This window comes from Bowmanella yangjiangensis, from assembly GCF_018531185.1.
Taxonomy (GTDB): Bacteria; Pseudomonadota; Gammaproteobacteria; order Enterobacterales; family Alteromonadaceae; genus Bowmanella; species Bowmanella yangjiangensis.
Genome location: NZ_JAHDJU010000001.1, coordinates 2,066,258 through 2,088,739, shown reverse-complemented (window position 1 = coordinate 2,088,739; position 22,482 = coordinate 2,066,258). Strand labels below are relative to the sequence as shown.

20 protein-coding genes are annotated in these 22,482 nt (G+C 50.3%); 12 read left to right on the top strand and 8 right to left on the bottom strand.

The window, feature by feature from the left end:
* Positions 1-59 precede the first annotated feature (59 nt).
* From pyrD to rmf, 8 genes are all read left to right on the top strand, one after another.
* A complete protein-coding gene (pyrD, locus tag KJY73_RS09290) occupies positions 60-1,067 on the top strand; it encodes a quinone-dependent dihydroorotate dehydrogenase (RefSeq protein WP_214343078.1) in 1,008 nt (335 codons plus the stop codon).
* Positions 1,068-1,198: 131 nt separating this feature from the next.
* The gene (locus KJY73_RS09285; protein WP_214343077.1) at positions 1,199-1,726 is read left to right on the top strand and encodes a cell division protein ZapC domain-containing protein; all 528 of its coding nucleotides are present in this window, start codon (positions 1,199-1,201) and stop codon (positions 1,724-1,726) included.
* A gap of 23 nt (positions 1,727-1,749) precedes the next feature.
* Positions 1,750-2,232 carry a GNAT family N-acetyltransferase gene (locus KJY73_RS09280; RefSeq protein ID WP_214343076.1) on the top strand — a complete coding sequence of 161 codons (483 nt, stop codon included), beginning with the start codon at positions 1,750-1,752 and terminating at the stop codon, positions 2,230-2,232.
* 113 nt (positions 2,233-2,345) lie between these two features.
* A complete protein-coding gene (rlmKL, locus tag KJY73_RS09275; protein WP_214343075.1) occupies positions 2,346-4,454 on the top strand; it encodes a bifunctional 23S rRNA (guanine(2069)-N(7))-methyltransferase RlmK/23S rRNA (guanine(2445)-N(2))-methyltransferase RlmL in 2,109 nt (702 codons plus the stop codon).
* A complete protein-coding gene (locus KJY73_RS09270) occupies positions 4,444-4,674 on the top strand; it encodes a glutaredoxin family protein (protein ID WP_206594394.1) in 231 nt (76 codons plus the stop codon). The genes rlmKL and KJY73_RS09270 overlap by 11 nt, the downstream gene beginning before the upstream one ends.
* Positions 4,671-6,566 (top strand): ATP-binding cassette ATPase Uup, encoded by a 1,896-nt coding sequence (gene uup / locus KJY73_RS09265; protein ID WP_214343074.1) that lies wholly within the window; start codon positions 4,671-4,673, stop codon positions 6,564-6,566. The genes KJY73_RS09270 and uup overlap by 4 nt, the downstream gene beginning before the upstream one ends.
* Before the next feature lie 38 nt (positions 6,567-6,604).
* Positions 6,605-8,299, top strand: coding sequence for a DUF3466 family protein (locus tag KJY73_RS09260; RefSeq protein WP_214343073.1), 1,695 nt, complete (start codon positions 6,605-6,607; stop codon positions 8,297-8,299).
* A 413-nt stretch (positions 8,300-8,712) separates the two neighbouring features.
* The gene (gene rmf, locus KJY73_RS09255) at positions 8,713-8,889 is read left to right on the top strand and encodes a ribosome modulation factor (RefSeq protein WP_188694402.1); all 177 of its coding nucleotides are present in this window, start codon (positions 8,713-8,715) and stop codon (positions 8,887-8,889) included.
* An 83-nt stretch (positions 8,890-8,972) separates the two neighbouring features.
* On the opposite strand, the gene fabA is transcribed toward rmf, so the two are convergent.
* The gene (fabA, locus tag KJY73_RS09250) at positions 8,973-9,491 is read right to left on the bottom strand and encodes a 3-hydroxyacyl-[acyl-carrier-protein] dehydratase FabA (RefSeq protein WP_206594391.1); all 519 of its coding nucleotides are present in this window, start codon (positions 9,489-9,491) and stop codon (positions 8,973-8,975) included.
* A gap of 217 nt (positions 9,492-9,708) precedes the next feature.
* On the opposite strand from fabA, the gene KJY73_RS09245 reads away from it, so the two are divergent.
* Positions 9,709-9,954 carry a hypothetical protein gene (locus KJY73_RS09245; protein ID WP_206594390.1) on the top strand — a complete coding sequence of 82 codons (246 nt, stop codon included), beginning with the start codon at positions 9,709-9,711 and terminating at the stop codon, positions 9,952-9,954.
* Between the two features lie 31 nt (positions 9,955-9,985).
* On the opposite strand, the gene KJY73_RS09240 is transcribed toward KJY73_RS09245, so the two are convergent.
* The 4 genes from KJY73_RS09240 to KJY73_RS09225 form a co-directional block, all read right to left on the bottom strand.
* Positions 9,986-11,512: a Na/Pi cotransporter family protein gene (locus KJY73_RS09240; RefSeq protein WP_214343072.1), complete on the bottom strand. Its 1,527-nt coding sequence runs from the start codon at positions 11,510-11,512 to the stop codon at positions 9,986-9,988.
* A 10-nt stretch (positions 11,513-11,522) separates the two neighbouring features.
* Complete coding sequence (locus KJY73_RS09235) at positions 11,523-12,926, bottom strand: MBL fold metallo-hydrolase RNA specificity domain-containing protein (RefSeq protein WP_214343070.1); 1,404 nt, start codon at positions 12,924-12,926, stop codon at positions 11,523-11,525.
* A gap of 143 nt (positions 12,927-13,069) precedes the next feature.
* Positions 13,070-14,155, bottom strand: coding sequence for a rhomboid family intramembrane serine protease (locus KJY73_RS22005; RefSeq protein ID WP_214343067.1), 1,086 nt, complete (start codon positions 14,153-14,155; stop codon positions 13,070-13,072).
* A complete protein-coding gene (locus KJY73_RS09225; protein ID WP_232848438.1) occupies positions 14,145-14,777 on the bottom strand; it encodes a hypothetical protein in 633 nt (210 codons plus the stop codon). Before KJY73_RS09225 ends, KJY73_RS22005 begins: the two co-directional genes overlap by 11 nt.
* 289 nt (positions 14,778-15,066) lie before the next feature.
* On the opposite strand from KJY73_RS09225, the gene hemN reads away from it, so the two are divergent.
* Positions 15,067-16,422, top strand: coding sequence for an oxygen-independent coproporphyrinogen III oxidase (gene hemN, locus KJY73_RS09220; protein ID WP_214343065.1), 1,356 nt, complete (start codon positions 15,067-15,069; stop codon positions 16,420-16,422).
* Between the two features lie 66 nt (positions 16,423-16,488).
* Here the strand turns inward: hemN and moeA are convergent, their stop codons facing one another.
* The 3 genes from moeA to KJY73_RS09205 all read right to left on the bottom strand — a co-directional run bounded on the left by moeA (position 16,489) and on the right by KJY73_RS09205 (position 20,417).
* Entirely contained in the window at positions 16,489-17,730 is a 1,242-nt protein-coding gene (moeA, locus tag KJY73_RS09215; protein WP_214343063.1) for a molybdopterin molybdotransferase MoeA, read from the bottom strand.
* A 160-nt stretch (positions 17,731-17,890) separates the two neighbouring features.
* Entirely contained in the window at positions 17,891-19,924 is a 2,034-nt protein-coding gene (locus KJY73_RS09210; RefSeq protein WP_214343061.1) for a TonB-dependent copper receptor, read from the bottom strand.
* A gap of 79 nt (positions 19,925-20,003) precedes the next feature.
* Complete coding sequence (locus tag KJY73_RS09205; RefSeq protein WP_214343060.1) at positions 20,004-20,417, bottom strand: hypothetical protein; 414 nt, start codon at positions 20,415-20,417, stop codon at positions 20,004-20,006.
* A 249-nt stretch (positions 20,418-20,666) separates the two neighbouring features.
* Here KJY73_RS09205 and kdpF point away from each other — a divergent pair, with 249 nt between their 5' ends.
* Together kdpF and kdpA are read left to right on the top strand one after the other, a co-directional pair.
* The gene (gene kdpF / locus KJY73_RS22040) at positions 20,667-20,747 is read left to right on the top strand and encodes a K(+)-transporting ATPase subunit F (protein ID WP_373285001.1); all 81 of its coding nucleotides are present in this window, start codon (positions 20,667-20,669) and stop codon (positions 20,745-20,747) included.
* An 8-nt stretch (positions 20,748-20,755) separates the two neighbouring features.
* Positions 20,756-22,480: a potassium-transporting ATPase subunit KdpA gene (gene kdpA / locus KJY73_RS09195; protein WP_214343057.1), complete on the top strand. Its 1,725-nt coding sequence runs from the start codon at positions 20,756-20,758 to the stop codon at positions 22,478-22,480.
* The last annotated feature ends 2 nt before the right edge of the window (positions 22,481-22,482 follow it).

Here is a 22,482-nt window from a genome sequence, read left to right as displayed (position 1 = left end):
TTTGTCCGTGGGTAGGCGATTGCCTGTTTTTAAGCCGCTATTAAGGAAACCACGCCATTATGTATTCTGTGTTAAGAGATCTGCTGTTTAGTTTAGATGCCGAACGTTCTCACGATTTTAGTTTGGCGTTTCTAAAGGCCAGCCAGCGTAATCTGCTGAATCGCATCTATGCGCAGCACGTACCGGAAAAGCCTGTGGAATTGCTTGGGCTGACTTTTCGCAATCCCTTAGGCTTGGCCGCCGGCCTGGATAAAAACGGCGAGTGTATTGATGCGTTTGCCGCCATGGGCTTTGGTTTTATTGAGGTTGGTACCGTAACGCCACGGCCACAACTGGGCAACGACAAGCCTCGCTTGTTTCGCTTGCCCCAGTCCCAGGCCATCATCAACCGAATGGGCTTTAACAATAAAGGCGTGGATTATCTGGTCGAGCAGGTCAAAAGGGCAGAGTACAAAGGGGTGCTTGGCATTAACATCGGCAAGAATAAGGTAACACCGGAAGAACAGGCTCTGGACGATTATCTGCACTGCCTGGACAAGGTTTATGCTCATGCCAGCTATGTAACAATCAATATCTCATCACCGAATACGCCAGGGTTACGGAACCTGCAATATGGCGAAGCGCTGGACAATTTATTGAATGGCTTAAAACAGCGTCAACAACAACTTAGCGATCAGTACGGTAAATATGTACCTGTGCTGGTAAAAATTGCTCCTGATCTCAGCGATGAAGAGATTATTGATATTGCCCGCTCATTAGTACAAACCGGCATGGATGGGGTAATAGCAACGAATACCACCTTGGACCGCAAGTTGGTGGAAGGGCAGGAGCATGCCAATGAAGCCGGGGGGTTAAGTGGTTCACCGCTCACTCAAGTCAGCTTGCAGGTTACACAAAAACTCAGCAAGGCATTAGATGGTGCCATGCCGATTATCGGGGTAGGGGGGATAGATTCTCCGCACGCGGCTAAAGCGCGGATCGCGGCGGGATCAGATCTGATCCAGATATACTCCTCACTGATCTATCAAGGGCCGGATTTGATCAAAGAGATCCTCGAATCCTTATAAAGATCCAGCGCGGATCCCACGCGTCTATGCGGATAAATTATTAATAAAATTAACCGCTTGGATGTAGGTTATTAATATAAGGCGGCGTCATTTGGCCGCCTTTGTTAACTAACCAAAAAGGGACCTTTCTGATGCTGCAACCTGATAGCAACTGGCGCTGGTATTACGACCATCAGCACGACCGCCTGGCGCTGTTGCTGGGCGACATGCTGTTCCTGACCCCTTATCGTACTAAGCATCTGGCCTATGCATTGGACGAGCAAGAATCCTTTGACCTTCAGGATCTGGAAGTCTACAGCCAGGTGGCCAATCAGCTTGAGCATTGCCCGCTTAGGCTCAGCGCCGCTCAACAAACACAACTCGCCATAAATGTCTGTGCTACGCAGCGCTTCCATAAACCCTTAATGCCAAAAAGTTGGTTCTTCGATCGCCACCAGCAGGGCGGACATCATCATCGTTTGGCCTGGTTAACCTGCGGTGAGCAGCGCGCCAAAGTGTGGGTAGTCGAGGATAACCAAAGTAGTTGCCTGTGTTTATTGCTTGATGATCAGTTACCGCTGAGTAATGGTAAAGCGCTAGGACAGTTTGAAGCGATTCGGGTTATGTTGGATTGTCTTGAACCTTGTTTTGAGCAGCAGCCCCTGCGTAAGCTCGCCTGATCAGCACGGCAGGGGCGAATAAATTGCTTCCTACTTTGGGCGGGCACCGTCTTTATCTTCGCCATATCATTCCTTCTGACGTTGATGCACTGCTTGGTGTTTATGGTGACCCTAAGACAATGCGTTTTGCCGCTGATCCCGTATTTACCGATACCACTATGATGCAAAAGATGCTGCAAAGCGTTGCTTGTTTGTATGCTAGCGGCGAGTCTTTTGAGTGGGCGATAGTCTTAAAAGAATCCGAGTTGCTAATAGGCACCTGCGGATTGCACAGTTTTAATACGGCACGTAATCAGTGTGAAGTAGGGTGTCTGTTAGGAGCGGCATATTGGGGAAAAGGATTGATGCAAGAGGCCCTGAGCACGCTTATACCCTATGCCAGGGAAATAGGTATTCAGCGTTTACTGGCCGATATTGATCAACAGAATCTTCAGGCCCGACGCTTTTTCATTAAGCAAGGCTTTCAACTGCAGGGCGATAACAGCTTCTGGCTTGCGCTTGTGTAACAACACATTCGCTTATTGACCGGCAGAACCTTATTGTTAAACGGACAAATTGATCCATACAAAGCCTGACTTTTCCCTTATAATCCCAGCCTTTAATTTTACTCTGGTCCGGCATGTACGCATTTGTCATCACCACTTCCAAGGGCTTAGACGATCTCCTGGCGCAGGAAATTGCTCAGCTCTGTCCGCATTTATCACTTAAAAATAAACCAGGTCAGATCCTGTTTGATGGTGAATTGAACGATGCCTATCGCATTTGCCTGTGGTCGCGTCTGGCCAATCGCGTGCTGGTTAGGTTGGCAGAAGGTGATTGTCAGGACGCAGAGCAGCTGTATAAAGTCGCATCCAGTGTGAATTGGTCTGCACAATTTAATGTCACCGATAGTTTTGTGGTGGATTTCGTCGGTACCAGCAAGGCCATCAATAATAGTCAGTTTGGCGCGCTAAAAGTCAAAGACGCTGTGGTGGATCAGTTCCAGGAGCTGTTTGAGCGGCGTCCCAACGTCAGTAAAGACAGCCCGGCTATCCGTATTCACTGCCGTTTATGGCGCGACAATATCGGGGTTTATCTGGATTTAAGCGGCGCCAGTTTGCACCAGCGCCATTATCGTTTAAAAGCGGGCAGCGCGCCGGTTAAGGAACATATCGCGGCGGCTATGCTGTATCGCAGTGGTTGGGCGGCGAATCGTCAGGCACCACTGGCTGATCCCATGTGTGGGGCAGGCACTATTGTGATTGAAGCGGCCTTGATGGCGGCCAATCAAGCCCCGGGTCTGCTGCGCAATCAATGGGGATTCACTTACTGGAAAAAGCACCAGGCGGACGTCTGGCAAGGCTTGTTTGATGAAGCTGAGCGGGCAGTGACCAGCCCGGCCCGCAAGTTTTATGCTAATGATATCGACCCAGCCATGGTGCAACTGGCAAAACAAAACGCCGGGGCTGCTGGGGTTGCTGAGCTTATTCAATTCTCTACCGGCGATGCCAGTACCTGGCAATGTCCGGGTGAACCCGGATACCTGGTCAGTAACCCACCTTATGGTGAGCGTTTGGGTGAACTGACGGAATTGTTACCCCTGTTTAACGACTGGGGATTGCAGCTAAAGCGTCATTATGCCAACTGGCACTTGTCTATTCTGACCTCCAACCGTGACTTACTGCGCCAGCTAAAGCTGGTGGCAGGCAAGGAATACCAGATCATCAACGGTAAGCTGGAATGCCAGTTAGTCAATTTCGTACTGGATGAGAAAAACTGTGAGATTCGCGAGTCTTCTGCCGCTGCGGGTCAGGATTTTGCCAATCGCTTGTCCAAGAATATGCAAAAGCTCAAAGGGTGGATTAAGCAATTAGACAGCGATTGCTACCGGGTCTATGACGCGGATTTACCTGAATATAATATGGCCATTGACCGCTATGGCGATTGGGTGGTGGTGCAGGAATACGCCGCGCCTAAGAATATTCCTGAGAGCAAAACCCGTAAACGCCTGATGGATGCCATGCTGCATTTGCCTAAGATTCTTGGGGTGAGCCATGACAAGATCGTGCTTAAGGTGCGCCAGCAACAAAAAGGCAAAGAGCAATACGAAAAGCTGTCCAGCGACAAAGAGTACATTCAGGTCTGGGAGCATGGCGCGCGCTTTTGGGTCAACCTGAAAGATTATCTGGATACCGGTTTGTTCCTCGACCACAGAAGCACACGACAGTTGGTGCGTCAGTGGAGTAAGGATAAAGACGTATTAAATTTGTTTGCCTACACAGGGTCGGTGTCTGTGCATGCAGCGCTGGGCGGTGCCAAAAGTGTCACTACTGTGGATATGTCCCGTACCTATCTGGATTGGGCCAAGCGTAACTTCTCTTTGAATAAGCTGAATAACGTTTACCAGTTCCGCTTTCAGCAGGAAGATTGCCTGGCCTGGTTGCATACCCATCGCCAGCAATATGATCTGATCTTTATCGACCCGCCGTCGTTTTCCAATTCCAAGCGTATGCAAAATACCTGGGATGTGCAGCGGGATCACCTGAATCTGCTGGCAGATGCCAAGCAGTGCCTGCGAAAGGGCGGCAAAATTGTGTTCTCCAATAACCTGCGTCAGTTCAAACTGGATGAAGCAGGTTTAGCCGAGATGGGGCTGCAAGCTGAAAATATCAGTGCCAAGACCCTGCCGGAGGACTTTAAACGTAATCCAAAAATTCATCATTGCTGGGTGATTACCCATGCCAACTGATTTGATTTTGTACGGTACCATCGCCTGTCATCTTTGCGAGGAAGCCGAAGCGCTGGTATTGCAAACTGCCCCAGAGCTAAGCCTGACCAAGGTAGATATTGTGGACGATGAACAGCTATTCGCCACTTACCGCTACAGTATTCCTGTGCTGAAAGACCGCCAGGGCAGGGAGCTTTTCTGGCCTTTTGATGCCAACGCTTTAAAAGAGTTTTTATCTTGAGTTTGTTACAACTAAAAAATGCCCAACTGTCCTTCGGTACCCATGTACTGCTGGACAAGGCGGAGCTGGTGATTCAACCGGCAGAGCGACTGTGTTTGGTGGGCCGCAATGGCTGTGGAAAATCCACCTTACTGAAAATTATCAATGACGAGATGCAGCTCGATGACGGGCAGCGTATCGTCACCGGCGGCATTGTGATTGCCCGCCTGGAGCAAGACCCGCCGCTGCTGGCCGAACAAAGTATCTTTGACTACGTGGCAGAAGGTTTAGCGGAGTCTGGCGAGCTGCTTAAGGCGTATTTCCATCATACTCATTTAGTGGCGCAGGACCCATCGGATGCCAATCTGAATAAACTGGAGCGTTTGCAGTCTGAGCTTGAGAGCCTGGATGCCTGGCGATTGGAGCAACGCATTGAGCAGGTACTCAATCAGTTATCCTTGCCAGCAGAGCAGCCTTTATCGTCCTTGTCAGGTGGGTGGCGCAGAAAGGCCGCCCTGGCACGCGCCTTGGTGACCGATCCAGATATTTTGTTGCTGGATGAGCCGACTAACCACCTGGACATCGCCAGTATCCAATGGTTGGAAAAGGTATTGGTGGATTTTAAAGGCACTGTGGTGTTTGTCAGCCATGACCGGGCCTTTATCCGTGCCATTGCCACTCGTATCATTGATTTGGACCGTGGCTTTCTGGTCAGTTACCCGGGCAATTATCAGCAGTACCTGGATAAAAAGGCCGAAGATCTGCAAGTCGAAGCGACGCACAATGCGTTGTTTGATAAAAAGTTATCTGAAGAAGAGACGTGGATACGTCAAGGTATCAAGGCCCGTCGAACCCGTAATGAAGGGCGGGTTAGGGCGCTTAAGGCCTTGCGTAAAGAACATTCTGAGCGTCGTAACCGTCAGGGCACAGCCAAAGTCAGCCTGGCAGACAGTCAGGCCTCAGGTAAGCTGGTGTTTGAAGCTTTAGGCTTAAATTACCGTATCGAAGGCCAAACCATAGTAGATAACCTGGATTTAACGGTATTTCGTGGTGACAAGCTGGCATTAATCGGCCCTAATGGTTGCGGAAAAAGTACCCTGATCAAACTGCTGTTGGGGCAACTTGCCCCCGACAGTGGCAATGTGCGTATGGGCACGGCATTGGAGTTGGCCTATTTTGACCAGCACCGGCAGGCGCTTAATCCCAATGCCACAGTGATTGATGCGGTGGCGGACGGTAAGCAGGAAATTACGATTAATGGTCGTACCCGCCATGCGATTAGCTACTTACAGGATTATCTGTTCACACCCGATCGCGTTCGTGCGCCGGTCAGTTCATTGTCCGGCGGTGAGCGCAACAGGTTGTTGCTGGCAAAATTGTTGGCTAAGCCCAGTAACTTGTTGATTCTGGACGAACCGACCAATGACCTTGATGTAGAAACCCTGGAACTGTTGGAAGAAACACTGGCTCAATATCCGGGTACGGTCATTCTGGTCAGCCACGACCGGGAATTTGTGGATAATGTGGTAACCTCTTGCCTGTTTTTCGAAGGTGAGGGCAAGATTAGGGAGTTTGTTGGTGGTTATGCAGATGTAACGGCCTGGTATGCGCAACAAAATCAGGCTAAACAGGAAACTAAACCACAAAACACCAGTCAAACTGCTGCGCCAAAGGCTTCTGTCCAGAAAAACAAGAAGCTATCATACAAGCTGCAGTTAGAGCTTGAGCAGTTGCCCACCCAAATTGAGGCACTGGAACTACAGATCCAGACATTGGAAAGCCAGGTTAATGACCCGGACTTCTTTAAGCAGGATCCCAATGAAACCGCCACCATGCTGGAACAGCTCACCCAGGCCCAACAGGCGCTGGAAACGGCGTTTGCCAGATGGGAAGAATTAGATAGTATGTCGTAGCACATGAGACAAGTGCTTGTAGTAAAACAGGAATTCAGATGAATAAAAACAGGTTACTGCCACTTTCCGCCCTGAGTTTAGCCCTTATTAGCTCAGGCCTCTGGGCAGCTACATATGAAGTGGTACCACTGGCAACTGCCGATAAAGGCATTTATAGCTATGCCAATGGTATTAGTGCAGATGGCGAAGTGCTGCTGACTGTGCAATCACCCTACAATCCTCCTATCGATGTCAGCCTGCTGGATCTGGAAAATAACGAGGCGCTGGTTAATCTTCTGGAAGCCCCGGATGATGTGAAAAACGGCATCATCAGTAAAAAAGATTTGGTTGTGCTTTATTCCTATGTCGAGGGAAATAAAGGCAATCCACTTTTTCAGCAATTGGGTACTTACCTAGGGTATATCGCTGACCAAAATGGCAGCGAAGAAGTAACAGGATTTGATGTATTTGATACCGAACTTGGCAGATTCACCCGCAGTGTGGATGTATCTCCCGGACGCCTAAATGCTGATGGTGCTATGGCCGGTATCAGCTCGGCCCCTTATCACAAGATTAACTACACCAATGAGTCTGATAAAGAGCTGACGTACCTGATTCGTGATTTTAACCGCCGCGGTTTTGTTAGTATCAATGGCCAGGTAAGCCCATTGTTACCGGCTGATGCAACCTTAGGTGGGTACAGTGAAGCGCGCGGGATTTCAGACAATTTGTGGGTGGCAGGTGTCAGTTCCATCGACAAGCGTGAAAGTCTGGATACGGCGATTGAAAACTGTAACGACGATGAAAAACGCGGCGATCATCCCATTGAATGGTGTCTGACGAGCGCCAGACCGGCTCTGGCCACCGTGGACACCTACTACAAAAACCGTGCAACGCTGTGGAAAGTTGATAACCAAGGGGCGGTGTTAGACACCAAGACCTTTGATCTTCCTTTCACTCCCAAGGAAGATGACACTAATTTTTACTCCAATCGTGCCATGGACGTAAATAGCAATGGAATCGCAGTTGGGATCAGCCATGCCAGCTACCCGGACTATGAAGACGTTATTCGTAACTACGCCGCCGTGTATGCCGAAGACAAGACGGTGATTATTGGTAATGAAGAACGGTATAGCAGCTATACCCTTAGTCAGCAGCCCCTGCTGAGCGCGGCTACTGGCATTAATAACCATAATCAGGTGATTGGTTACACCCTCAAACTAATAAACGGTTTTGAACGTACCAAGTTCTTCGTTTATGACTTTGATGAACAAACCATGACCTATCCGGACGATTTCTTCCCTGGCTCAGCCAGTGTGGCCAGAGATATTAACGATGCAGGTCAGGTAGTGGGTGATGGAGAAGTAGAGTCCACTATCGGTGGTAGTGTCCGTCGTCGCAATGCGTTTTTATATGATATCAATGATAAACAGTTCCAGAATCTGAATGATCTGATTAGCTGCAATAGCCCTTACACTCTGGTGCAAGCCAATGCCATCAATGAGTCAGGTGAAATTGCTGCCACAGCAACGTACAAGCGTGCCTCTTTGGATATCACAGGTGAGCCTCAGTTAGATGATGCCGGTAACCAAATTATGGAAGAGGCGGTGGTTGCGGTGAAACTGGTGCCTGTTCCAGGTGGCGATATTGACGATTGCAGTGCCAGTGAAGATAAGGTTGAGCGTCAGGGCGCAGGCTTCGGCTGGTGGCTGCTAGGGCTGCTCGGCGTAAGTGGATTGCTACGTCGCCGTTAATCACCCAATAGTTGCACCTGATTGAAGACGATCGGGTGCAACGAATTCCTACCTACCAAGCTCGATTTTTCCAACCTGTTTACCCCTTGCGCCTTAAAAACAGGGCACAAGCTTTCTCTCTGCATGCCTCGTGACTGACATTCACCTTGGGTGTTTTACGCCTTTTACCTTCGTCATTTTAATCAAAAATAACCGAACGCGTTGAAATCCCTTGTCAAATCAGCTTTATGCCCCACAGGCCAGTATATTCGTCTAATATGACAAAATGATGTAAGAAAAATTTCAACGAATATCATGCGCTTAACAGCATATGCAGAATAGGTGCGATAAGTGTCATTGAACCAAGCCGCAGAATTCGATATCACATAGGGGTGGTCGTTCGATCACACTTTCAATTACGGATGAGGTATCTAATGAAAAGACAGAAGAGAGATAAACTTTCACGTGCACACGCAAAAGGGTATCAAGCTGGCATCTCAGGTCGTTCCAAAGAAAATTGTCCTTATCAAACAACAGATTCCCGGTCTCAATGGTTAGGAGGTTGGCGGGCAGCGCAAGAAGACAGAAGTGTCGGGTTAGCAAACCGCTGACATTCAATTGAATTTGCCGCTTTTTCGCGGTCTCAACCATTAAAAAAGCCCCTGATATGGGGCTTTTGACATTTTAAGCGCAGTTAGAAGTTGCTGGTGTCCTGGAACAGTCCAACCTTCAAATCTTTCGCTTCGTAAATCTTACGACCATCTACTTCAACACAACCATCAGCCATGCCCATAAACAGCTTACGTTTGATTACACGCTTCATATCGATGCGGTAGGTAACCTTCTTGGCGGTAGGCAGGATTTGGCCGGTAAACTTCACTTCACCCACGCCCAGCGCGCGACCTTTACCCGGGCCGCCAGACCACCCAAGGAAAAAACCAACGAGTTGCCACATGGCGTCCAGTCCCAAACACCCAGGCATGACAGGGTCGCCAGGGAAGTGGCAGTCAAAAAACCACAGGTCCGGAGAGATATCCAGCTCAGCAATAATATGGCCTTTGTCAAACGCACCACCTTCCTCACTGATGCTGACAATTCTGTCCATCATCAGCATATTAGGGGCGGGGAGTTGGCTATTACCAGGACCGAATAAATCGCCGCGGCTACAAGCCAGCAAATCTTCTTTGGTAAAACTGTTTTTACTAATAGTCATAATTCACTTGAAGGTTAGTGCAGAAATTTCGCGGCTTAATTTAGCGAACAGTTGTGCGCTAAACAACTCTGAACAGTCGTTTTATTATCAATAGCCTATACCCTTGGCTTATAACCGGGGTATTTTCCGGGTAAACAGATGGATAACATTGCCCGGCCATTGAGCTTGGCGGACGAATAGCTGATACTGGCTCTCTTTTGATTGACGATGTTGTTCCATGTCTGCTTCAAATATTAATGCCGAAAAACAACGCCGCTTCCGTGAGAGACAACGCCAGAAAGGCAATAAGGAAGTCAGGGGCTATGTTAGCCCCAAAGGTATGCACTGTTATAAAGAATTGTCGGAAAAAAGCGGCTGGACGGATGGTGAACTGTTGAATAATGCGTTACGCATAACCTATGCCGCTTACCGCTGCGGGCAGATTAAACTGCTAAATGAGTGGTTAAAAAGCAACGATTGTTAAGTTATTCCTTTTAGGGGCGTGATATAGCCCCTCAGGCTGCCTCAGGGACGACAGTTAACCTGTCATCCTGTCCTACCTCCAAAATGCGGCGCTGGCAGCGCAGACAGGCACTCAGTCCTCGTAACACCTGTTCCAGGGCGGCGGCATCGAGGTGCTGGCTGATACTGGTACGAATTAACCTGTGTCGCAGTTGCTGGTATGCCTGATTCAATGCCCGCCAGGGTTCATCTAATCCTTGCTCCATCTGCCGTTGCAGGTCGGCGAATTGCTGAACCTGTGCTAACCATTCCTGTATATCTTGCATATAGGCTGGGTTGCTCAGGGCGTCAGCATGTTGAATAAACTCCGCATAAGACTCCAGTGCTGTTGCAAAGCCATGTAAATCGGCCACGGCTGCTTCAAAACCTTCACCCTGCGGTTCTGTCAGGGTATTGCGGCCAGCTTTATTGATAAAATCGCGGGTTTCCTCCACCCGCCCCAGCAAACCGTCGAGTTTGGTATCGGCCGAAGGTTGCTGGGGCAGTTCTAGAATGGCTAAGCGCAGCAGGGCTACTTCTTTTTGCACGCCGCTTAGGGCCAGCTCAGGTACCGAGGCCAGGTTGGCATCCAAATGCGTATAGCGGGAAACACGACGAAACCTTTTCAGCAGCCAGGCTGACATTCTTGGCTCCATGGGCAGCATCAGTAATATACCAAGCAAATTAAAGCCGGTATGAAATAGCGCCAGGAACATCGGCATATGTTCGGCGGAGCCCAACCAGTCACTCAACCCCCAGGTCAGTACTGGCAGCAGACACAGTGCCGCCACACCGGTGAGCAGGTTAAACAGAACATGGGCCATGACCAGACGCTTGGCACCGCTGGAGGCGCCCAGACTGGCGAGCAGCGCGGTGGAGGTGGTACCAATATTCGCACCAATAACCGCAGCGGCGGCTAATTCCCAATCGCCCATACCACTGGCTGATGCGGTCAGGATGATGGCAATGGCCGCACTGGATGACTGAGTCAGCACGGTTAAAACCACGCCAAGCCCTAAACCCACTAATATTGGACTGTGGATCCATTGTGTTAGGGTTTGCGGGTCAAACTGAATGGCACTAAAGCTGGTTTGCAAGGCATCGATACCCATAAACAACAGGCCAAAGCCGGCAAGTGCCATGCCTAAAGACTGTCCTCTTACTTTGGGCGAAAACACCTTAAGCAGGGCTCCGATACCAATAAGTGGATAGGTTACTGCCGACATATTGAGCTTAAAGCCGATAAGGGTGACTAACCAGGCCGTCAGTGTGGTACCGACATTGCTACCGAAAATCACCCAAACCGACTGCGAGAAGCTCATCAAGCCGGCATTCACAAAGCCAATAGTGGCAACCGTTACCGCGCTGGATGACTGCACCAGGCCGGTCACCACAATACCGGCTATAAATCCACGCAGACGGCTGCTGATCCATTTACCCAGCATATGTTCAAGGGCTTTGCCACCGGCAATTTTTAAGCCTTCGGTCATCAGCCACATGCCGAGCAGAAATAAGCCCAGCGCACCCAACAGTTGCATCATGATTTACGCCCTAAAACACCATGCTTTGATTTTGCCTGGGGATTTCTACCGTTAATTGTTGCTCTTCCCACAATTTATTTGCCAGGGCCTGCTGTGCCAGCGGTTCACCATGTACTAACACCACCTTGGGCTGAGGCTTAAATTGACTCACCCATTTAATCAGACCAGATTGACCGGCGTGGGCAGAAAAACCGCCCAGGGTTTCTATGCGGGCCTTGACCAGATAAGGCTCACCAAACAGCTTGATATGCTTGGCACCATCCACCAATACCCGACCAAGTGTCCCTCTTGCCTGGAAGCCAACAAAGATAAGGGTATTGTTCTTATTCCAGATGCGCTGCTTGAAGTGGTGGCGAATGCGTCCACCGTTACACATGCCACTGCCGGCAATCACAATAGCGCCGCGGGCAATCTTGTTGATGGCCATGGAATCTTCCGGTGTGACGGCCATAAACAGGTTAGGCAGAAAATCTTCCAGCGGTTTGTGGTGATCTAAATGCAGATGTGCGGTGTCTTTAGGATCGAGCAGCTCAACCCACTTTTCATAAATGCGGGTTACTTCAATCGCCATGGGGCTATCGAGGAAAATCTGCCAATTATCGAGTTTGCCTTGTTGATGCAGACAGCCTAAGTAAAACAGCAATTCTTGCGTGCGTCCTACGGCGAAGGAGGGGATCATCACATTGCCGCCGCGTTGCCAGGTTTCAGCCAGAATACCCTCTAATTGCTCCAGGGTGTCATCTTCGTTTTTATGCTCACGGTCGCCATAGGTGCTTTCCATCAATACCAGGTTAGCGTGTTTAAGATAACTGGGATCGTTCATCAGTACAGCATTGCGTTTACCTAAATCGCCACTGAATACCAGACACTTGTCTTGGCCCCGCTCATTAAAAGTAATTTCAACAATTGACGAGCCAAGGATATGGCCGGCGTCGTGCAGACGAAGCTTGGCATTTGTGCCCAGCAACACCTGTTCGCAGTAATCCAAACCGACACAAAGGCTTAATGTATGCTCGACATCCTGCATGCGATATTGGGGTTTCAGTAGCTTTTTGCCCTGACGCTTACGGCGCAGATTTTCACGCTCTAAATCCCGCTCATACAGGCCAGCTGAGTCACGTAACATCACATCCAGCAAGTCGACTGTGGCGTGCGTGCAGTATATAGGGCCGTTAAATCCTTGATTCACCAGTTTAGGTAGCATGCCCGAGTGATCAAGGTGTGCATGGGATAACACCACGGCGTCTATGCTGTGGGGATTAAATTCAAAGTCTTCATTTTCCAGGCGGTCAATGATGTCGCCGCCTTGATGCATACCGCAATCTAACAGTACTTTGCCAATCTGTTCTGATTCCAGCAAATGGCAGCTACCTGTCACTTCCTGTGCTGCCCCTAAAAATCGAATTGTTGCCATGGATACTTCCTTCTTGTTTACTGGCATTTTCACAATGTAGCGTGAAATACCAATAGCATGCTAGTGCATCAGGAAGATTGTCGGCTTGATGTGGATCAGCGGACAATGCAGGGCAGTTGGCTTAAACAACTACCCGATTGTGGTTAGCGACGGATCACGGTTTCTTGTTGATTCAGTAACGAAATCATTGGATTGGCGGCAAGCACTTTGTCTTTCAGCCACCAGCCAATCAACAAGCCCGTAGCAAATCCGCCTAAATGGGCACCGTAGTCTACTTCAGTGTCTCCTAAAGCCATGCCGAGGATATTAAAGGCTACCCAAATGGCGAAGAACCAGACTGCCGAAAGCTTTTTCTGGAAAATCACAAACATAAAGGTCAGGCTGGCGTGGCGGAACCACATCAGGTACATACCAAATAAACCGGCTATGGCACCACTGGCACCTACTGAGGGAATATCGCTGCCACTTCTGACCAGTGCGCCCACGACGCTGGCAGCCAGGCCACACAACAAATAAAGTCCCAGATAGCGTTTATGCCCTAAGGCGTCTTCGAGGTTGTCGCCCACCACATACAAAAAGTACAGATTGCCAGCCAGATGCAGTAATGATCCATGCAAGAAAATGCAGGTCAGCAGGGTCCAGGCATGTTCACCGGCCAAGACCTGTGAAGGAACAGCGGCCAGGTGCTGAAATGTCCAGATAAAGCTCTGCTCATCGAAATAGTAGAGAGCAAAAATCAATGCGTTGAGCAGCAGCAATGTCCAATTGACCACAGGGCGGATACGCGGCTTAAGGTTATACTCCACCGGCATCTGCGACAGAAACTGAAAAAGGTAGGTTTTCCAGTTAATTTTCTCATTTAGTGTGGCCAGTGCGCTTTGCAGGGCGGGACTCTGCTGAACTCCACGTAGTTCGCTGCGGTCAATCCAGCTACCGTCACAGGCATGACAATGGTCAATCTCGGCATGATAATCGGCCAATAGGTGGTAACGCTGCAAAGATTGATGACAGTCCGGACAATTGAGTTCGCTGTCACCTAGGTGTTTACCGAAGTGATCCGTATACTGACTGTCGGGCACATCCTCATGCAGCTCGTTAATCATGCGGTTGACTTCATCCTTCTCAAACCACAATCCACCGCAAGCCTGGCAAACATCGATTTCATCCGTTTTATAGCTGGTGGGAGTGAGCATTTTGTCCTTACAACGAGGGCAGGGTTTAATCGGCACGATTTAGCTCCTTTAAACTACCAATCACTACACCTTCATCGGCTAGCGCTTGTTGCAGTGATTCTGCACTATGGGCTAAGGCTGGCAATACATTTTGCTGCATATGATCGGTGAGAAGCTTTAATTGCTCACCAGCGTATGCCGCGCCTAAGTTGCGTTTTTCGGCCTTGTCCATCAGTTGCCTGGACTTACCATAAAAACGCCTGACTTCGGTCAGTATTTCACTGGGGGTCTCCAATGTAGCAGGGTGGTAGCGCATGGTCTCCCACACATAGAGATCCATGGGGGGCCGGTTGTCTTTGATGATCTGTAAAGCCGGGCTTTTTGCCAGCACGTCGGTGGCGTAGTGTTCTACTTCGCCAATGTTGTCTTTCAATTCTTCATAGAGAGACATTCTCAGGTAGTAGTTGTCTTCCATTTTAGAGTAAGTGTCAAAGGTCAGAGCCTGCTGTAAACCACTTTGAGCAGCGAGATAAACACCTACTATGGTGGAAACAATCATAAATACCTGATTAAGCCAAAAGCCGGTTTTGCGTAGCTCCTGATTATCCAGTGGAACTTTGCGATGAGAGGCCAATGAGGTGTCGGCGACCTGTGCCGACTTTGCATCTGAATGGGACAAAACACACTTCCTGTCGTTAAAAAAGGCGGCAATGGTAACGGAATAGCCAGGCGCTGATAAGCCACAACTAATTTCTATCGCTTTACCTGGTAGGATGGAAAGTTAAACCATAAACATGACCGTTTAGTTGACCAACAATTCACCATTTAACCCCTGTTTACACGCTTCTTTTTGTATTGAGCGATTCGTCAGAACGATGTCAAAACCACGAGGATTTGTGTTAGATCAAAACCCGCTTGAAAGAGCTTTCGTACAATGCGGCCATGAAAAATGGAAAAACAGAGACAGAATGCAAGGCTGGGATCCCAAACTAATTGCCAAATACAACATCAATGGACCGCGCTATACCTCTTATCCTACTGCGCTGGCATTGACCGATGAGTTCGATCTTGGCGAGGTGCAAGTTGCGATAGACGGTAGTCGCGATGATCTCAGTTTGTATATTCATATCCCGTTTTGTCACCAGCTTTGCTATTACTGCGGATGCAATAAGGTCATTACCCGTCACCAACATAAGGCAGACAAATATCTGGATGCCTTGGAGCTGGAAATGGCCTTGTATGAGCAAAAGTTGCAAGGTAAGCGTATCCATCAGATCCACTTAGGTGGTGGCACCCCAACATTTCTGACCAACAGCCAGTTAAGTCGTTTGTTGTTAGCGCTGCACAGACACTTTGATATAGCGGCGGATGCCGAGCTGAGCATTGAGATAGATCCTCGCAGCTGTAATGACGATAAACTGTGCCATTTACGCAAACTCGGCTTTGGTCGGGTTAGTTTTGGTGTGCAGGACTTAGACGAGAAAGTGCAGATTGCCATTAACCGGGTGCAGGAAACTGACTTGATTCGCCATCAGGTGGCACTGTGTCGGGAGCTTGGCTTTGCCTCAATAAACCTGGATTTGGTTTATGGTCTGCCTTATCAGCATCCAGAGAGCTTTGCCGAAACGCTGGCTGAGATTGTCAGGCTCAGTCCGGATCGCATTTCCCTGTTTAGCTATGCACATCTGCCGGCACGTTTTGCCGCGCAGCGTAAAATTCCCGATGCCAGCTTGCCAGATTCTGCGACTAAGTTGGCGCTACTGCAGCAGTCTATCGAAGCCTTCGAGCAGGCCGGTTACCAATTTATCGGTATGGATCATTTTGCCAAGCCGGATGATGAGCTGGCCAAAGCACAACAGCAGGGCAAGTTGCAGCGTAACTTCCAGGGCTATACCACCCATGGCCAGGATGCGCTGATTGGCTTAGGGGTGTCGTCTATCAGTCAGGTAAATGGTGTACTGTGGCAAAATGCCAAGGAACTGCCAGCTTATTATGACGCCATGCAGCAGCGCAGTTTACCGGTACAAAAAGGCTTCAGTTTATGTGATGACGACAAGATGCGCGCAGCACTGATTAGTCAGCTTATCTGCCATTTTAATCTGGATATTCCAGCGTTTTGCCAAACCTGGCAGTTGGCCGATTTTTGGCGCACCTTTGCAGATGCCTGCGAGAGTCTTCGTCCTTTTATCGATGATGGTTTAGTGCGTGTTACTGACAGTCAGCTCGAAGTATTGCCTAAGGGCAGATTCTGGGTGCGCAGTATTTGCGCCTGTTTTGACGCCTACCTGCAGCAAGGACAAATGCGCTACTCCAAGGTGGTGTAACGGAATAACAATAATAACTAAGTCAACATCAGGAAAATTTCGGCCCGCATTGCGGGCCGCTTGTTTTTAGAAGGGCTGAATGCTGACTTGCTCACCCGTTGTGACATAACCGCGCTGTTGCTCCAGCACAATATAACAGTTGGCGTTGGCAATACTGGTCAGCACTCCAGAGCCCTGATTACCCGTACTTTTGACTAACAATTGGCCGTTTTCATCCTGCCAGTACCAACCGCGCTGCAAATCCATCCGACCTGGACGCTTTTTCAGATTATCCGCGGCTTTTGCCAGCAGTCTTACTTGCAAAGCTTGAGTTTGACCACGCAAGGTTGCCAGGGCAGGGCGAACCAATTGATCGAAGGTGACGTAAGCCGAGACGGGGTTGCCGGGCAGGCCGAAAAACACGCATTCACCTAAGTTACCGAAGGCAAAGGGTTTGCCTGGCTTAATGGCCAGCTTCCAAAAGCCAATTTGGCCAAGCTCAGCCAGAATGTCTTTGGTAAAATCGGCTTCGCCTACCGACACACCGCCTGAGCTAATCAGTACATCACACTCTGCGGCTGCCTGGCTTAATGCCAGACGCAGGGCCTGTTTGCTATCTGGCACTATGCCAAGATCCAGCACCTCAATGCCCAGTTGATTCAGCTGGGCACGAAGCACCGCACGATTGCTGTCAAATATCTGCCCTTCTTTGAGCTTGCCACCCGGTGCCACTAACTCATCGCCGGATGACATAATGGCCACCTTAAGTGGTGTATAGATGCTGACCTCTGCAATACCTAATGAGGCCAAAAGACCTAAGTCCACGGCGCGAATAAGATGACCTTTGGCCAACAGCACTTGTCCCTGACGGATATCTTCCCCAGCGCGGCGAATATTGCTGCCTGTGTCGGGAGTGCTTAAAAAACGTATGTTGGTATCGCTAGCTTGCACCTGCTCTTGCATCACCACCGCATCGGCACCAGTGGGAATGACTGCACCTGTCATAATGCGCACGGTTTCACCAGCCAGAAGTTCGCCTCTAAAAGGCGCGCCGGCAAAACTACTGCCGGTTAATGTCAGACTGTCAGTGGTTTGTAAATCCGCGGCACGAACGGCATAGCCATCCATCGACGAATTGTCATGGGGCGGAATATTCAGCTCGGCAATCACATCTTCTGCCAACACAGCGCCCAGGGCGCTCTCCAGCGCTACCTTTTGCACCTTTTGGCGGCAGGTCAGTGATGCATGCATCTGCGCTAGCGCCTGCTCAACGGGCAGCAAGGCAGGAGCCTTATCGGAAGGTGAGGGCTCCACAGGGTGATGTGACATAATGTTCTCCAACTATTCCAATGGCTTAAGGGTAACCAGTTAGCGCATTGAAGCCAATACAACCAAAGGAATAGAAGCTGGGATGGTGTTAAAAATGTCCGTTGCGTGTGGCTTTGCCGGGAATGTAAAAAGCCGGCGCTAGGCCGGCTTAATCATAGGCTTAGAATCGATAATCCACTTTGGCCCACAGGGTGCGGCCCGGCTCATGGACCCGGCCGCTAACCACATAACCAGGGATATCCGCGGCACTTTTACTCAAATATTCCTGATATTGTTTATCCAGTAAATTATCGATGCCCAGACTCACCTGCCACTGGCTATTGGGCTGCCACATGGCATTGGCTGACAGTACACCAAAGCCAGCGGTAGGCAGGGTATCCAGGCCTACAATGGTGCCCTGGTTTTGTGCCACCTTATCCTGACGTTGCACCAAGCGCCACAGCGCGCCAAATTGCCAGTCCTGCCACTGATAGGCGGTACTTAACCGCAACTCCACCGGCGGTTGCTGAGCAAGGGCAAGATTATCGCTATCATTGCTACCCCGACTGACCGCCAGGCTAGACTCTACTCGCCACTGGGTGGTGGCCAGCCAGGTCAGACTGGCTTCGCCACCAAAGGTATGGGCGTCGATATTACGCACGGTTTCCGGCAGCATGGGATTGTGTTTATCCAGCAAAATAAAATCACTGATGTCGGCGTAATAACCCGACAAACTCAGCCGTATGTCCTGCCAGTTTCGGATCCAACCCACATCCAGCTGATGGGTAATTTCTGCCTCGGTATTAAAGGCGGACGCGCTGTTTTCACCGCCGCGGTTATTACCCAGCAACTCCCAATAGTCTGGGAAGCGCGCTGCCCGGCCAATACCGGCATACCAGGTCTGATTGTCGCTTTGTTGCTCCATACGCACAAAGCCGCTGGTCAGCGTATCGGAACGTTTTTGCTCATAGCTGGGGTTAGGTATGGTCATCATCATGGTTTTACGCAAATTCAGGCGACTGTCCCAGGCTTGCCAGTCATCCACCCGCACACCGCCATGCAGGCTGAGGCTGTCTGAGTACGCGTAGCTAAGCTCGGTAAACAGACCCCATTGCTCAAAACGGCCATCTTCAACATAAGGCTTGTCCTTATAAGGCATCATCGGCTGATTCATGCTCATGCGGTTGCGATGGGTATTCTGGCTGGCATCCAGGCCGACTTTTGCCTGTAGCTTGCCAAAGGTCAGATCGGCCTGAATACGGCCGCCGCGGTTATAGCGATCCGGGTTCATGGCGGCTGGCGTTGGCATCATCATACTGGGGGTAAAGTCGCGCAGGCTGTAATTATCCATCACATGATCTACATGGTTGAAATACAACTGGCCTTCCAGACGGGTTAACCAATCGGCGAGGTTATCTTTACGGCCTTTTAAGCTTAACTGGCGACGGTCGAACAATGAGCCATCCATAGTGCGGTCCGCATAGGCAGCTTCGCCATCACTGCTACCCAGACTTAGCATCAACAGACTATCGGCATCCGGGGTCCAGGCCAGCTCAGCATTGGCGCTCCAGCGATCATAATGGCTGTTAATTTCATTACCTTCACCGTCCTTATAGTTGTCCGCTTTGGCTTTGGCGGCATTTACTCTGACAAAACCGGTGGTGTTGCCCAGGGTCATATCGGTGTTTATTTCGCGGCGCCCGGCACTGGCAAGGGTCAGGCTGGTGTCGGTGGTAAAGCCGCTTTCACTTAGCTGATAGCTGTTTCGCTCAAACAGCACAGTGGCATTGGCAGGCAGATGCAAAACCGATTGGGGGCCTTTGATCACGCGGATTTGGTCAAAACTTTGTGGCGATAAATAGGCCGTAGGCGGGTCCATACGGCTGCCACAGCCACCAAACAGCAGGTTGCCGTCGTTTAAAATGGTCAGGCGTGACGCAGCCATGCCTCTGAAGACCGGATCGCCGCTGGCCCCGCCTTTACGTACCATAGAAAAGCCCGGAATGGTTTTCAGATAATCGGCACCGTCGTGGGCTGGCAACGGCTGGCGCGGCTGCTTGGCATCGGTGATGACCTGGTTGGGTAGGCTAAGAGCTTCGCCACTGACGATAATCGTTTCTAACTCGTCATTTTGTTGTGTTTGTTCGCCGTAGGAAAGCGAGGAAAAAAGGGCCAGGCTCAGAGCGCTGGCTCGAAAAGTAGTGTGTTTGTTCATTGTTTGATTCCGTTTTACATAGGGGCACGCTGGCCTATGCCAAAGGCCCAAAGCTAAATATTGATTAACAGCAGGGGAATCAAACGGCCGGTGGGGCGCGGGATAAGGCTTTGGCGTATTGGGCTTGTAGGTAGGGCGCACTGAGGCGCTGGGCAATCAGGTCAGGGTAGTTTAGCTGCGCGGCAATCAGCTTTGCGCTAAAAGCAACGGTTTTTAGGTCCTGGGCAAATAAGTCGCCGCATTTAATGCTTTTGAGTTCTTGGGGAAGGTCTTCTGGTGCATCGACAAACACGAAAGTGCCAGCTTGCCAGGAGGCAGACATGGACACCCATTTCATATCCCGGCCGGTACAAATCAGTACCTTGTCTTCATCGCTGAAGCTGCGAGCCTGGGCCAAATGCTGGGACGTCGCAAACGCCAGGCTCAGGTTGTTGAGTATAAACAGCAACAACAGCAGCGGCGTAAACCAGATTTTGGTGCGGCGAATGAACAAGTGCCTGTCCAGGTTGGCAAAACTGACCTTAGTGTAAGGAAAGCTCCGGGGTACGGCAATATCCCTTTGGCGGTATTGCTTGCGCTGGATCAGGACGACGGCACTTTATCTGCGTAGTTGTTTCAACATCACATCCTGCCTGCTCGGCAAAATTACGATTTCTTTACGCCTGGTCCATCTTCATATCTAGAGACTTTACAGCCCTTATTTCTACAGTAGCCCGTCACTCACAAACAAAGGACAACAATCGTGAACTGGCTACTGCTGTGTTTATCTCTGGCGCTCTTCGCATATCTGGCCGTGGCAATGTTTGCCCCGGATAGATTCTAGGGGGCCGCATGCTGGATATTTTTATCATCTGTTTACTGGCGCTGGGCCTCGCCTGGCCCTTAGGTCACTATATGACCGGTATATTTTCCGGTCAGCGGCACTTTACCGATACCTTGTTCAACCCGTTTGAACGTCTTATCTACAAAGCCATTGGCGTTAATCCCAATCTGGGCATGACGTGGAAATCTTACGGTGCGGCGTTTTTACTCAGCAACCTGGTATTGGGGATTCTGGCCTTTTTGTTGCTGAAGTTTCAGCATTTACTGCCTATGAATCCCGATGGTATCGGGCCTTTATCCTGGGACTTGGCACTGCATACTGCGGTGTCGTTTCTGACCAATACCAACCAACAACACTATTCAGGCCAGGCGCAACTTAGTTATCTGTCTCAGGGCTTTTTGATTGTGACCTTGCAATTTGTCACGCCGGCAATGGCACTGGCGGTGTGTGTGGCCATCTTGAGGGGCATGCTGGGAGGCAGAAACAAACGCAGCGCGGCAGAAGGCGAGGCGCGGGACTTGGGTAACTACTATGTGGATCTGGTGCGCGGCGTGCTGCGCTTGCTGATCCCCCTGGCTACCATTGTCGCGCTGTTGCTGTCCTGGCAAGGGGTACCGAGCAGCTTCGAAGGGGCGCAAAAGGTACAGACCTTAGACCCGGCAGCGCCTATTGCTCAGCAGCAGGTACCTATTGGGCCTGTGGCGGCCATGGTCTCCATCAAACAGCTTGGCACCAATGGTGGCGGCTGGTATGGCCCCAACAGCAGCAATCCGCTGGAAAATCCAACCCCGGTCAGTAATGCCATTGAAACCATTGCCCTGGTGTTGGTGCCTATGGCCGTGGTGTTTATGGCCGGTGGTATGCTCAGACGTAAATCTTTCAGTTGGATGTCGTTGGCGGCCATGGGGGTACTGAGTGTGGTGTTTATTGCCGCCACTGTGTACAGCGAACTGCAGCCTAACGCGGCCTTTGCCGGTCAGGCCATGCACGGGCCCAATATGGAAGGCAAAGAAGTGCGCTTTGGCCCGGAACTGTCGGCCTTGTGGGGCACTTTTACCACCCAAACCTCCAATGGCTCGGTCAACGCCATGCACGACTCCTTTAACCCCATTGGCGGCCTGATGACTCGCTCCGGCATGCTGATCAGTGCCATCTGGGGCGGTATTGGCTGTGGTTTTGTCAATTTTATTGTGTATGTGTGGATTGCGGTGTTTTTATCCGGTTTGATGATCGGCCGCACCCCAGAGATCTTCGGCCGTAAAATTGAAACCCGGGAAATTACTTTGCTGGGTAGCCTTATTGTGCTGCCAACCCTGTGTGTTTTGGTACTGACGGCTATCACAGTGGCCATACCGGTCCTCACTGGCAACAGTAACCCCGGCTTTCATGGCATTTCTCAGGTTTTCTATGAATACACTTCGGCCTTTGCCAATAACGGCTCGGGTTTTGAGGGGCTGGGCGATAACACCCCCTGGTGGAATGTCAGTTGCGTGATTGCATTGCTCCTGGGCCGCTACTTGCCGCTGTTTATTCCACTGGTGATTGCCGGACGAATGGCTGCCAAGCGCGTCAGTCCTGTTGGTAATGGCAGCCTCAAGCTGGATAGCCCGACCTTTTGCATCACGCTGGTGGCCGTCATTCTGATCCTCAACTTCCTGTCTTTCTTACCTGCTGCGGTTATGGGGCCGATTGGCGAAGCCCTTGAACTGGCAACGGTCAGTGTGGAGCAATAATT

Excerpts from the sequence above, each read along its gene's own strand:
- KJY73_RS09245 (WP_206594390.1), top strand. The coding sequence starts at position 9,709 with ATGTCTGCTTCAAATATTAATGCCGAAAAACAACGCCGCTTCCGTGAG.
- KJY73_RS09260 (WP_214343073.1), top strand. The coding sequence starts at position 6,605 with ATGAATAAAAACAGGTTACTGCCACTTTCCGCCCTGAGTTTAGCCCTT.
- fabA (WP_206594391.1), bottom strand. The coding sequence starts at position 9,491 with ATGACTATTAGTAAAAACAGTTTTACCAAAGAAGATTTGCTGGCTTGT.
- rlmKL (WP_214343075.1), top strand. The coding sequence starts at position 2,346 with ATGTACGCATTTGTCATCACCACTTCCAAGGGCTTAGACGATCTCCTG.
- KJY73_RS09210 (WP_214343061.1), bottom strand. The coding sequence starts at position 19,924 with ATGAACAAACACACTACTTTTCGAGCCAGCGCTCTGAGCCTGGCCCTT.
- pyrD (WP_214343078.1), top strand. The coding sequence starts at position 60 with ATGTATTCTGTGTTAAGAGATCTGCTGTTTAGTTTAGATGCCGAACGT.
- KJY73_RS09240 (WP_214343072.1), bottom strand. The coding sequence starts at position 11,512 with ATGATGCAACTGTTGGGTGCGCTGGGCTTATTTCTGCTCGGCATGTGG.
- KJY73_RS09235 (WP_214343070.1), bottom strand. The coding sequence starts at position 12,926 with ATGGCAACAATTCGATTTTTAGGGGCAGCACAGGAAGTGACAGGTAGC.
- moeA (WP_214343063.1), bottom strand. The coding sequence starts at position 17,730 with ATGTCACATCACCCTGTGGAGCCCTCACCTTCCGATAAGGCTCCTGCC.
- rmf (WP_188694402.1), top strand. The coding sequence starts at position 8,713 with ATGAAAAGACAGAAGAGAGATAAACTTTCACGTGCACACGCAAAAGGG.
- kdpA (WP_214343057.1), top strand. The coding sequence starts at position 20,756 with ATGCTGGATATTTTTATCATCTGTTTACTGGCGCTGGGCCTCGCCTGG.
- hemN (WP_214343065.1), top strand. The coding sequence starts at position 15,067 with ATGCAAGGCTGGGATCCCAAACTAATTGCCAAATACAACATCAATGGA.
- KJY73_RS09270 (WP_206594394.1), top strand. The coding sequence starts at position 4,444 with ATGCCAACTGATTTGATTTTGTACGGTACCATCGCCTGTCATCTTTGC.
- KJY73_RS09285 (WP_214343077.1), top strand. The coding sequence starts at position 1,199 with ATGCTGCAACCTGATAGCAACTGGCGCTGGTATTACGACCATCAGCAC.